This is a genomic window from Borreliella lanei, assembly GCF_014205895.1.
Classification (GTDB): Bacteria; Spirochaetota; Spirochaetia; order Borreliales; family Borreliaceae; genus Borreliella; species Borreliella lanei.
Map to the genome: position 1 here is coordinate 53,017 of NZ_JACHFC010000002.1, position 12,096 is coordinate 65,112.

The 12,096-nt window shown below is 27.0% G+C and carries 10 protein-coding genes; 2 read left to right on the forward strand and 8 right to left on the reverse strand.

Features of this window, described 5'->3' with window-relative positions:
• Positions 1-8: 8 nt before the first annotated feature.
• Genes HNQ06_RS02440 through HNQ06_RS02455 form a run of 4 tightly spaced genes read right to left on the reverse strand, consistent with a single transcriptional unit; the run spans position 9 to position 6,343 of the window.
• A complete protein-coding gene (locus HNQ06_RS02440; protein WP_184107374.1) occupies positions 9-2,372 on the reverse strand; it encodes a DNA translocase FtsK in 2,364 nt (787 codons plus the stop codon).
• Positions 2,369-3,169: an undecaprenyl-diphosphate phosphatase gene (locus tag HNQ06_RS02445; protein WP_184107375.1), complete on the reverse strand. Its 801-nt coding sequence runs from the start codon at positions 3,167-3,169 to the stop codon at positions 2,369-2,371. The genes HNQ06_RS02440 and HNQ06_RS02445 overlap by 4 nt, the downstream gene beginning before the upstream one ends.
• 14 nt (positions 3,170-3,183) lie before the next feature.
• Positions 3,184-5,337 carry a flagellar assembly lytic transglycosylase gene (locus tag HNQ06_RS02450; RefSeq protein WP_184107511.1) on the reverse strand — a complete coding sequence of 718 codons (2,154 nt, stop codon included), beginning with the start codon at positions 5,335-5,337 and terminating at the stop codon, positions 3,184-3,186.
• Positions 5,330-6,343, reverse strand: a complete 1,014-nt coding sequence (locus HNQ06_RS02455) for a hypothetical protein (protein ID WP_184107376.1) — start codon at positions 6,341-6,343, stop codon at positions 5,330-5,332. The genes HNQ06_RS02450 and HNQ06_RS02455 overlap by 8 nt, the downstream gene beginning before the upstream one ends.
• 206 nt (positions 6,344-6,549) lie before the next feature.
• Between HNQ06_RS02455 and HNQ06_RS02460 the strand changes: the two genes are divergently transcribed.
• Positions 6,550-7,932, forward strand: a complete 1,383-nt coding sequence (locus HNQ06_RS02460; protein WP_184107377.1) for a tetratricopeptide repeat protein — start codon at positions 6,550-6,552, stop codon at positions 7,930-7,932.
• A gap of 6 nt (positions 7,933-7,938) precedes the next feature.
• Here the strand turns inward: HNQ06_RS02460 and HNQ06_RS02465 are convergent, their stop codons facing one another.
• On the reverse strand, positions 7,939-9,192 hold the full coding sequence (locus tag HNQ06_RS02465; protein ID WP_184107378.1) for a M23 family metallopeptidase: 1,254 nt from the start codon (positions 9,190-9,192) through the stop codon (positions 7,939-7,941).
• A 61-nt stretch (positions 9,193-9,253) separates the two neighbouring features.
• Between HNQ06_RS02465 and lepB the strand changes: the two genes are divergently transcribed.
• On the forward strand, positions 9,254-9,760 hold the full coding sequence (gene lepB, locus HNQ06_RS02470) for a signal peptidase I (protein ID WP_184107379.1): 507 nt from the start codon (positions 9,254-9,256) through the stop codon (positions 9,758-9,760).
• A 26-nt stretch (positions 9,761-9,786) separates the two neighbouring features.
• On the opposite strand, the gene HNQ06_RS02475 is transcribed toward lepB, so the two are convergent.
• Genes HNQ06_RS02475 through HNQ06_RS02485 form a run of 3 tightly spaced genes read right to left on the reverse strand, consistent with a single transcriptional unit; the run spans position 9,787 to position 12,077 of the window.
• Complete coding sequence (locus tag HNQ06_RS02475; protein ID WP_184107380.1) at positions 9,787-11,256, reverse strand: Hsp70 family protein; 1,470 nt, start codon at positions 11,254-11,256, stop codon at positions 9,787-9,789.
• Complete coding sequence (locus HNQ06_RS02480; RefSeq protein WP_184107381.1) at positions 11,234-11,755, reverse strand: DUF6115 domain-containing protein; 522 nt, start codon at positions 11,753-11,755, stop codon at positions 11,234-11,236. The genes HNQ06_RS02475 and HNQ06_RS02480 overlap by 23 nt, the downstream gene beginning before the upstream one ends.
• 19 nt (positions 11,756-11,774) lie before the next feature.
• Positions 11,775-12,077, reverse strand: a complete 303-nt coding sequence (locus HNQ06_RS02485; RefSeq protein ID WP_184107382.1) for a hypothetical protein — start codon at positions 12,075-12,077, stop codon at positions 11,775-11,777.
• Between the last annotated feature and the right edge of the window lie 19 nt (positions 12,078-12,096).

The following is a 12,096-nucleotide window of genomic DNA, read 5'->3' on the forward strand; positions in this document are numbered from 1 at the left end:
TCTTTATTTTAAATTAATACCTCTCTTGGTTTTGATCCATTAACAGGCCCCACATATCCCATATCTTCCATGATTTCAATAATTCTAGCTGCTCTATTGTAACCTATCTTCAACCTTCTTTGCAAATAAGATGCTGATGCTTTTCTTGTGGCTTTAACAATCTCAAGAGCTTCATCAAACATTGGCTCATCAGAAGGTCCAAGAGCAACTAAATCTGGCTCTTTTACACTATCAATAAATATTTCATCATCAATATAATTTGGAGAACCAAATTTTTTAACCTCTTCAACAAGCCTGTAAACTTCTCTTTCCTTCAAAAATCCACCCTGAATTCTTTGAGGAAAGGGATTTGAAGAACTAATATAAAGCATATCTCCCTTTCCTAAAAGCTTTTCAGCACCAGAAGATCCAAGAATTATTCTTGAATCCATAGAGCTGGCTACCATAAAAGAAATCCTTGAAGGAAAATTGGCTTTTATTACTCCCGTAATAACATCAACTGAAGGCCTTTGGGTCGCAAGAACCAAATGAATTCCCACAGCTCTAGCCATTGCAGCAAGCCTAGAAATTAAATTTTCCAAATCTTTTCTTGCAGAAAGAATAAGATCTGCAAATTCGTCAATAATTATTACAAGATATGGCAAGAACATTAAATTCAAATTCTCATCTTTTATTTTTTTATTATAAGAAGAAATATCTCTTACCAATAAATTATCAAGAAGCACATACCTTCTCTCCATTTCATCAAGACACCATCTAAGAGCCTCTAAAGCCCTCTTTACATCTGTAATAACTGGAGTTAGTAAATGAGGAATATCATTGAAAAGTTTAAGCTCAACTATTTTGGGATCTATCATAATTAATTTTACTTCATCTGGAGACTTTGAAAAAATAATTGAAGCAATTAAAGAATTCACACAAACGGATTTACCTGCCCCAGTTGCACCAGCTATTAATAAATGCGGAGAATTAACAAGGTCAAAAACAATATTTTCGCCACTAATCTCTTTTCCAAGAGCAAAAGGAATTCTAAAATCACCTCTGAATTCCTTGCTGTCTATTATCTCTGAAATCAAAATAAACTCACGCCTTTTATTAGGAATTTCAATCCCTACAGCTTCTCTGCCAGGAATTGGAGCAATAATCCTAACTCTAATAGCCGCAAGCCTTAAAGCAATATTATCGGAAATAGAAGTAATCTTAGAAAGCTTAATTCCCTTATCCGGACGAACAGCATACATTGTCACAACAGGCCCTTTAATAATATCAATTAATTTAGCATTAATATTAAACTCTTTTAATGTCTCTTGGAGAATAATTGATTGCTTTTGAATTTCTTTATCATATTCAATATCCTCCACATCATTTTTAATCTCTTTCTGATCAAAAACTGAAATATCAATAACATAAGAATCACTTTTTTTACTTGAAGCTACATTTTCGTTATAAGCATGAGGAATAGCAACTTGACTAATTATGCCCTTAGTCCTTATCTCACAGGCTTTAACCTTTCCACTAATAATTAACCTATTATCCTCAAGATTGTCTAAATATTTATACTCACAAGACTCATCAATTTCACCTACATTTTCATCTGAATTTAAAGCATTCTCATTTAAAGTATCCTTATTTAAAGAGCTTACTTCTCCAGAATCTGAGTCTTCAAAAACAGTTTTGTCTAAATTAATATTGGAAGGTTTTTTATTGTTTCTTAAAAAAGCGCTAAATGACCATAGGGCTTGATATTCCTCATCATTAATAATATTTTTTTTCTCATCAAAAACTTGAGAATCTTTTAAATCCTCTGCAGGATCTCCATAAACTTTAATATCTTTTTTTACATCCAATGAATTTGAAAAGGGAAAATAACTTAATATGTTTTCAAACAAAATTTTAATCTTAAACTCTAAAAATTTAAAAGTATCTAAAATAAAATTAACATCCTTGAAAAAGACATAATTTAAGTAAATCCAAACAACAAATTCTAAAATTAAAAGAGTAAAAATAAAAAAATTCCCCAATACTATACCAAAATTAATAAGGAATATCTTAATAAAATAAGACTTTTCAACATTAGAATTAATTTTTATTAAAAATATTAAAGTAAAAAACAATATTACGGTATAATTCCAATTAAATATAAATCGTTTAGTAAAAATATGTTTTTTATAGGCGTACCAATTAACAATTGGATATACTATTAAATAAAATGACAAAAATGAAAAAACATTAAGAAGTATTTGCCCTAATAGATTGAAAACAAAAAATATAAATACATTGCTCAAAGGGGTTAATGCTACAAAAAGAGAAAAAGAAATAATCGAAAGCATAAAAAAAAACAAAAATTGAAAATACTGATAAAAATCTTTCATATTCTAAAAAAATAACAAACTATAATTGAAAGTGTAAATAAATATATCGAAAAATAATACAGTTTTTTGTTATTAAGCATTTTAAAAAAGAAATTTATTGAGAAAATACCAACAACAAAAGCAACCAATGCTCCTAAGTTTATTTCAAAAAAATTTAAAACCATAAAAATATCATAAAATTCTTTATGTTTTAATAAAATCGCTCCAAAAACTATTGGAATTAAAGATAAAAATGAAATTTCAAATGCACTTTTTCTATTAAATCCAATAACCGACGCTGAAAAGATTGTAATTCCCGAACGAGAGATTCCCGGAAGCGCACCCAAGCCTTGCAACAGTCCCATAAAAATTCCTACTAACAAAATATTACCTTTAAAATCAATTTTTAAAAAATTAAATTCTAGCATCAAAATTAAAATCCCCGTTATAATAAAATTAATTAGAACGAAAGGTAATGTAAACATTCTCTCGTATTTTGAAATAAAAGTCCCAACAACTCCAGTAACAATAGTTATTATTAATATTAGCAATATTAATTTTAAATTTGCTAAATCGGATTTAACAGTTTTTCTTAAAGAAAATCTAATAAAAGTTAAAAAAAGCTCCAAAATCCTTTTACGGTAGTAAATAATAATCACTAAAACTGTTGCGAGGTGCAAATAAATATCAAATATTATTGAAAGCTTTAAATTTATAAAATGCCTAAAAAGTAATAAATGTCCCGAACTAGATATTGGTAAAAACTCTGCAATGCCTTGAACAATACCCAAAATAATTGCACTTAAAATATTTGTCATTAAATGCTCCAATATTAATTTTTGGGAAATTCGCCCATAATTTTAACTATTACCGAATCTATTCCCTTCTTCTCATACAAAGCATCATAAAATACCGAATAAACTAATATTTTTTTAATATAATTTCTAGTCTGACTAAAAGGAATTGCCTCAATAAAAAGCTCTTTTGACAAATGTCCATAACTTTTTTCCCACTTTCTAACATTACCAATACCCCCATTGTAAGATGCAAGAGCCTTATAAAGACTGCCGGTTGTGGATATTCTTTTTTTCAAATAATATGTCCCAATTATTATATTATCTTTTGGAATCTTTAAATCATAATTAAAATACTTAAGTTCTTTAGAAATATCATTTGCTGTTGATGGCATAACCTGCATAAGGCCAACAGCACCGGGTTTTGAGACAGCATTTTTCTCAAAACTGCTCTCCGCTTTTATTAAAGAAAATACAACACTAGTTTCAAGACCCCGTCTTTTAGCCCAATATTCTACCAAAGATCCATACAAATAAGGATAAAGCCTTTTATAATCATTCTCCATTAAAGCAGATTCATCTTGATTTACAAGATAATTAATTACAAGAGTTGCATCATAATAATTTTCACTCTTTAAAAGTTCATCGTATACTTTTCGATAAAAATCTAGTGAAAATTTATATCCATTTCTAAAATCTTCAGAAATAAACCCTCTAACATAATTGCAAAGATTAAATTTTAAAAATCCTTCCAAAAAAATCTCATAATCAGATTGCTCATACTTAATATCAGATCCACCTGTAAAAAATTCATCAATATTTTGATCTAATAAGTACCTGCTCATAAATGAAGAATAAGACCATTTATCATAATTAACAGCAGAATGCAAAAGATTCTTGTATTCTCCACTTACGTTAGGTTTAATTAATTTATGATATATAAGCCTTGCATTAATAAAAGCAAGCTTAGACAAAATAGAATTAGAAATAACTTTTTGAGCATTAGAATAAAGCTTATAAAGATTGCCATAGTCTTCAAGCTGAATTGATTCCAAAATATACTCTTCTAAAATCTTAATAAAAGTAGAATTTTTTTTATCGCTCTCAGTATAAAACTTGGCTACGCTTTCGGCAAAATAATCCCTTGAACTCTTAGTAAAAATTAAATTGCTAAAAGCATTATTAAGCAAATCAAGCCTGTTAATCTCATTATTAAGATTTAAACCTTCAAGATATTCTTTTAAAAGAAGAAGTCCTAAATTATTTTTTTCTCTAAGATTTAGAATGCCTAAATAATAATTTTTATATTTGCTCCTTATTTTACCAAAAAATGTTAAAGCATTTGAAACTTTGCCAGAACTAATAAAAGCCTTATAAATATCACTTAATACAATGTTATTGTCATAATAATCACTTAAACCATTTTTATTTAATATGTTTATTGCATTATCAAAATTACCATTTGCTACTTCATACTTAAATCTAACAAGATTTAAAAAATTTGCATCAAAATACTTAGACTTATTTTCAATAATAAAATAATCATAAGCTCTTACATGTAAAGAATTTGCAGGTAAATTCTCAAAAAGCTTATTAAAATAAACTTTTGACTCACTTGCATTAGAAAGATTAAGATAAAGGGCTGCCTTTAATAAAATATTTTCATTTTCCTGATAATCAGAAAATTTCATCTTATCAAGCTTATTTAAAAGACTAAGTGCCTTATCGTTTTTCTTTTGCCAATAAAGACTTTTAAAGTACCCCAATATAATAAATTTATTATTTTCGTATTTTTTATAAAGCCTATCCCCAATCAATTCAGATGCAAAATATTCTTTTATTGAGTTAAAATATTCAATAAGCTTAACTCCAGCAAACTGAGATGCAATGCCATCCCCATTAGCTATAGCCTTTTTCATATACTCTACAAATTTCTCTTCAAATCCTATTTTTTTAAACAAATAAGCAACATATATATAAGAGCTTGGATCTATATTAAAATGCTTATCAAAATTTTTTTTTGAATAATCAAAATTCCATAACCAATTCAAATTATTTAAATCAAACTCTTTTGAATGCGCCCTAATAAAATCATTACCTGAGATTTCTTTTTTTGCAAAACAAGAAACTAAACTCAAAAATAAAAAAAGAAAAAGAAAATTTTGTAATACATAAGAACTTCTATTAAACATATTGATCTTTTTCATATCTCTCAATTCTATTTTTATCATATTCAAAGCAATATGAAATAAAATCTCTAGGTTTCAAAATTTTTGAAAAAACTAAAAACAAAGAAAAAAATATCAAAAGGAAAAGAGAAATAAGACTCAAATACAGCATGGGAGAATGAACCACCCCCTCACTTGAATTTAATTTAAAATTGTTTTTCACCACATCATTCTCAAAATCTTCTCTAAGATCTAGTTCTACATCTTCATCTGAAGTATCTACTAAATCTTTGTCAATATCTGCAATAATGTCTTCAACACTTAAATCATGCAAATCTTCTTCTTCTAAAGAAGATTCTTCTAATTTTTGAAGCTCAAAATTATTAAGATTTAAAGACTGCTCGTCAATATACTCAACTTTTTTATTTTCTAAATTAAGCTCTTTAGAATCAATATAGCTATCCTCATCATTGTCATCAAAACCTTCAAAATTTGAATCATTTGCCTCAATTTTTTGATCTTCTTCGGTTTTGAGATTTGAAGAATTAATAGCAGACATACTTATATCAGAAACATCTTTTTTGACAAAAGCATCTTTTTCTTCAAAATTTAAATCAAATTCAGAACCCAAATTTTCAACAGACAAATCATTACCAATGCCACCTTTAAAATCATTTAAAGAGTTATTCCTATTAGATCCTTTGAAGGTTTGATTAAAATCTACAATGCTTAAATCAAACTTTGATTTATCTTGAATCCCATCAGATTCACTATAAACATAAAGTATTTCATCCATAACTTTAAAATAAACATTGACGCTCAAGCTTTCCTTTTTTAAATTATCCAAGAAAAAAGAACCAACTAAAAAAGGATCTAAAAAATCTTCATATTCACTAACATAAAAATTCAACTTAATACTGGTATCGCCTACAACCTTGCCCAATATTATTCTCTTAACAGAGCTATCATCTAAATTTAAAACCGAATAATACTCATTATTAGATAATTTTATCGCTAAAAACCCTTTCAAAAATCATAACCTCTTTGCTTTGTTAATTTTATTGAAACCAAACTTATGCACTAATTATAGTTATCATTATTATTATAACTATAATATAATATAAATAATGTGATATTCAACTTACAAATTACTTTTATTTTAAGTAAATAACTTTTATTAAAGGTAACTATGATGATGCAAATTAATGGGATATTTTTAATTTAGGAGCAATACGAGTGTTGTCACTATTTATAGTAATCTCTTCATTAACAGTATTTATTTTAGTGTTTTTATTTTTTAAAATAGCATTAAAACTTACAATAGGTAAAACTATAGGGAAAATCAAAAAAGATGATGAGAGAACAAGAAAATTAATAGAAAGAGCAATTTCTATATTAAAAACAAATCCAAACGAAATAGGTGCCCTTGAAATTTTAAATAATTACTACTATAAAAATAAAGACCATGAAAATGGCATAAAATATGCAAAAAAATTATGCCAATTAATAGAAGACAACCCAATAAACCAAGAAATAAACACATTTAAAGCTTTTTTAAGCTATGGATTTTATAATCTTAAAAGAAATTTTAACAGAGAAGCCTTAGAATATTTAAGAAAAGCTTTTATGATAAAAAAAACAGATGAGGATGCAAATTATTATCTTGGTATAGCATTCTTAAAAAACGAAATGTATAAAGAAGCTCTATACTATCTTAAAAAAGTCCACAATTTTAATAAAAATAACAAAGATATCTTAAAACACCTTGGAATAACTTTATTTAATCTGGAACGCTACAGACAAGCTGTTATAATATTTAACAATATAAAAAAAAACATACAAGGCGACATTGAAGCTCTTTTGGCATATGCTAAGTCTTTGTCAAAAATGAATCAAGATCATCTAGCACTAGAGATTGCTAACAAAATAAAACAAAAAGACGGAATGATTTATGAGGCTTTATTGATTACATCTGAGATTCATTCAAAAAATAAAGAATTAGAAAAATTAGAACAAAATATTAAAGAAATAATAAAAGTAAAACCTGACTTGCCTAAAAAAACTTTCCTTGAATTATTTTATAATCTTGGAGAACTTCAAATCTCTGTTGAAAATTATCAAAAAGCTACAGAAGCTTTTACCAAGGTCGAAGAGATTGATCCAAATTACAAAAATATTAAAGAAAAATTGGAATTTAGCAAAAGGTTAAACGAAAACATAGCCCTAAGAATATATTTGCGCAGCTCAAAAGAAAATTTTGAAAAAATAGCAAATGAAATTATTTTAAAACTATACTTAAATAAATTTCAAATAAGAGATTCTAAAATAAACGAAATAACAACACAATTTATTGATATAAACTTTCACTTAGCTAACAATCAGTGGGAAGAAAATTTAATAGTACGCTTTGTAAGAACTGAACAAGATACTTTTGGTGAATTATTCTTAAAAGATTTCATTTCAAAAATAAAAGAAAATAAAATAAAAGGGCTCTGCATTGCTCCATCAAAATTCTCTTTAAAGGCTAAACAAATGATTGAAGGAAGACTTATTGATCTAGTAGAAGGCAAAAAACTAACTCAAATACTTAAAAAAATTAACATATCTAAATACACATGAAAAACATTATCTTAAATATTTCATAGGATTTTCAGTTTTACCATTCTTAAAAATGGTAAAATGCAAATGATTACCCGTGCTATAGCCAGTACTCCCCATATAACCTATTACCGCTCCCCTTGAAACTTTTTTTCCAACCTTAACGGCAAAAGAATTCAAATGCGCATATAAAGTTTGAAATCCGTTGCTGTGAGAAATAACAATATATTTTCCATACCCTCCCGCATTAAATCCTACAGTCACAACAATGCCTTCCCTTGAAGCTTTAATAGGGGTATTAGCTAAATTTGCAATATCTATTCCATTGTGAAAACTAATAACTCCTGTAAACGGATCTGGTCGATAACCATACCCTGAAGTAATAACGCCCTGTACAGGATAAATAAAAGTCTCTCCTAAAACCTCTTTTAAAAAATCTTTGGGCAATCTTCCTCCAGGAATAAACAATTTTTGCCCTAAGAATAAAACTTCATTATCAAGATTATTAGAATCTAAAATATCAACCTTGGGAACATTATAAGCACTAGCTATAGATGAAATAGAGTCATTTTTTTTAACAACATAAACAATTCCTTTCATATTAGGAACTTTAATAATTGAATTTGGCTTAATACTTCTTACATCTTTAATTTCATTAAAAGAAATTAAAGTTTCACTAGTTATTTGATATCTAGCTGCAACATGTGAAAGCGTTTCTCCAGGCTTAATTTTATGATCAAATACCTTTAATACAAAATTTTTTTTAAATCCAGGAACATTTGCAGAAACATTGGATTCGGGTAAATAACTACTAATTTGAGCTATATCTTGATCGCTATAATATAAAAATGTATCAATAAAATAATCTTTAGGCAAAGCAAGCTTATTTAAAAAAACATACGAACCATAATAAGAAAAAATGTTAATATAAAATGTTAATATAAAAATAAAGATTATTGCATTAAGTTTAAAAACAAGCTTATAATCGAATTTTACACTAAAGATGTCAAAAACTTTCTCTCTCAAGCTCTTATAATAATATTTATATTCATAATGATTAATATTTTGTATTTTAAGCTTATAGAAAAATAAAGAAACTTTTTTAAAAAAATTGATTTTTTTTTTAAAAAAGTTTTTAAAGCTGAAAACTTTTTTTCTTCTTTTGCCAATATTAGAAATATTGGCAAAATCTTTTAATTCAAAATTGACACTCTTTTTGTCATTGAATAAAAAATTTTTTTTACGTTTTTCTACCCTTTGCTTTTTTTTTGGTATAATCATAACATGCTATTTCATTATACAATAGAAAATTGCATTTGAATGAAAGCATCGTTTAAAAGTTATGAGAATATTTAAAGCTCACAAATATGAACTAGCGTCGATTTTAGCCGCTTGCTTATTTTTAATAACCTTAATAAAGTTGTTCTTATCATTTTACATAGTAAAAGGCGAATCAATGACGCCAACAATATTTGAAAAAAATTGGATTGTAAATCACAAATTTGCATACGGACTTAGGCTTAAAAATCGTCAAAAATACCTTTTATTATGGAAGAACCCCCAAAAAAATGAAATGGTACTTATTAAAGATCCTATAACAAACAAAATTGCCATTAAAAAAATTTTTGCAATTCCTGGAGAAAAATTTAAACAAATAGAAAAAAATAAAATATGCATACACGACTTAAACTTTAAAATAGATGAAAATATTTTAAAAAAAAATAATAAAAAAATTCCTGATGACCACTATTTAGTTATAGGGGAAAACAAACAGATCTCATTAGACTCAAGAGATTACGGATATATAAAAATTGATAATATATTGGGGAAAATAATTTATTACTTTTAAAAAAATATCTTTACTTCTTTGAGTTTTTAATCAATAATACTTGTAAAAGTGTTCGAAAGACTTTCTTTTGCTATATTGTCAGATGAACTTGTAATTTTTATTTCAATAAAATTAGAAGAATTGGTCTCTAAATCTTTAGCATTAACACTCAAAATACCACTTTCATTTAAAGTAAAAAGTACCTCTATTTTAGGAATTCCTTTTAAAGCTTTTTGAATATTACCAAAGGAAAACCTGCCTATAGAATAATTTAAAGAAGCTTTTTTATATTCGCCTTGAAGTATATGAATCTCAATTTCATCTTGATAATCATTGGTAGTCGTAAATAGTTTGCTCCTAGAAATTGGTAAAGCAGTATTTCTCTCTATTAAAGTAAAAAATCCATTATCCTTTATCTCAAGTCCAAGAGAATAAGGAGTCACATCCTTAAACTTGATAACAGGGTCATTTCTAGAAAGACTACAAGCATGAATACCCGCACCAATAGCTACAACTTCATCTTGATTTAAAGCATCTAAAATTGAAACAGAAGGAAAGGATTCCTTTAAAACTTTTTTAATCAAGGGAATCCTTGTTGAACCACCAGAAAGTATGATTTTTGAAACACTATTAATATCAACTCCAGAATCAGCAATACATTCCATAGACAACTGAATGGTTTTGTCAATATATTCACTTATCATCGAATTAAATTCATCCCTTTTAAGATTATAATTTAAATGCTTACCATCAAGGAAAAGCAAAGTAATGTCGACCTCTTCCATAACAGATAAATTTTTTTTACCCTCTTCAATTCGTTCTCTTAACTGTTCTAGAAGAAAAATATCTTCTATATTAAAATCAGGATATTCATTCTTAAAACTATCTAAAACATGTTTTTCAATGATTTTATTAAAGTCATTGCCTCCAAGTCGGCTTTGCCCTTTAACTGAAAGAACAGTATAAGTGTCGCCTTGTTTTTCCATAAGAGTTACATCAAAAGTTCCACCCCCAAGATCATAAACAAGAAAAATTCCATCAATCTGTCTTTCAAAAGCATAAGCAATAGCAGCTGCAGTTGGTTCATTAAGTATGGCCTTACAATTCAAACCAGCAAAATTTGCAGCCTCAACAACACATCTTCTTTGAATCTCAGAAAAATATGCAGGGACTGTTATTACAGCATTTTCAATCTCTTCATCTAAAAATTTTTCGGCGTTCCTTTTAACACTAGAAAGCAAATGTGCTGAAATATATTCTGCTTTATAAAATTCACCATCTACTTTATAAAAATTATTAGAACCTATATTGGTCTTAAAATCATAAAATGTTTTTTGAGGATTAACTAATATTTGATTTTTAGCAGCACTTCCAACAAGAACATCCTTATCTGAGAAAGAAACAATAGAAGGGGTTATTCGATCACCCCTTTCATTTAATATTATCTTAGAATTAACATCAAAATACGATGCCACAGTATTTGTGGTTCCAAGATCAATACCTATCCATTTTTTCATGAATACCTCCCCTATGTATTGAAATAATTAACTCAACCTCACCTAGATCTAACTTAAACTTTTTAGCAATAGCTTCAAAAGACATACCTTGTTCATGAAGTAAAATAATCTGATTGCGAACATTATAACTTTCTTTTATTATATTTTTTTCAATAGTAGGCATAGAATAATCCAAATTGCTTTTATAAATTCCATCACTTTTCGATCCAAAACTAGAAGGACTATTCCCAGGAATAGAACTGTTATTAAATCCTAACAACCTTTGATCAAGAATTTCAATTCTCTCGTCAACCTCTTTAATGATTCTATTTAAACTTTCAATTTTTATTTCAATAATATTTATATTTCTATCCGTAGCCTGATTAATTTCAATAATTGTTTTATCTACCTCACTTTTGAACTTTCTAAGTATGCTATTGGATTTTATTTTCAAATTAATATACACATGAAAATATACAAAAATAAATATAATTAAAATAAGATAAAAAACAATAAACATATAAAAACCCTAAAACATTTTATCTCTTAATATTAACATTTTTACCAATTTTAGGATCTTCAAATTTATCAGAATATAAACTAAGCATTACTTTCTCTTCATTCTTATTTTTTTTAACTGGAAACGAAAGCAAATAATCATCCTCGACTTTATCAACTACATATACATTATTAACTTCAGAGTCAGTATGACAATCTCTTAAAAATCTAAATCTAGCACTTTGATTAATCTTTAATCTTTTGCGCTTTTTACTTTCACTTAAAAATTGTCTGGCTTTAAAAGATCCAACAACAGACATTTTAAAAACTTCAAATGTATCCATATACAAATCCTTATATTAA

Excerpts from the sequence above, each read along its gene's own strand:
- HNQ06_RS02465 (WP_184107378.1), bottom strand. The coding sequence starts at position 9,192 with ATGATTATACCAAAAAAAAAGCAAAGGGTAGAAAAACGTAAAAAAAAT.
- HNQ06_RS02485 (WP_184107382.1), bottom strand. The coding sequence starts at position 12,077 with ATGGATACATTTGAAGTTTTTAAAATGTCTGTTGTTGGATCTTTTAAA.
- HNQ06_RS02445 (WP_184107375.1), bottom strand. The coding sequence starts at position 3,169 with ATGACAAATATTTTAAGTGCAATTATTTTGGGTATTGTTCAAGGCATT.
- HNQ06_RS02480 (WP_184107381.1), bottom strand. The coding sequence starts at position 11,755 with ATGTTTATTGTTTTTTATCTTATTTTAATTATATTTATTTTTGTATAT.
- HNQ06_RS02450 (WP_184107511.1), bottom strand. The coding sequence starts at position 5,337 with ATGTTTAATAGAAGTTCTTATGTATTACAAAATTTTCTTTTTCTTTTT.
- HNQ06_RS02440 (WP_184107374.1), bottom strand. The coding sequence starts at position 2,372 with ATGAAAGATTTTTATCAGTATTTTCAATTTTTGTTTTTTTTTATGCTT.
- HNQ06_RS02475 (WP_184107380.1), bottom strand. The coding sequence starts at position 11,256 with ATGAAAAAATGGATAGGTATTGATCTTGGAACCACAAATACTGTGGCA.
- lepB (WP_184107379.1), top strand. The coding sequence starts at position 9,254 with ATGAGAATATTTAAAGCTCACAAATATGAACTAGCGTCGATTTTAGCC.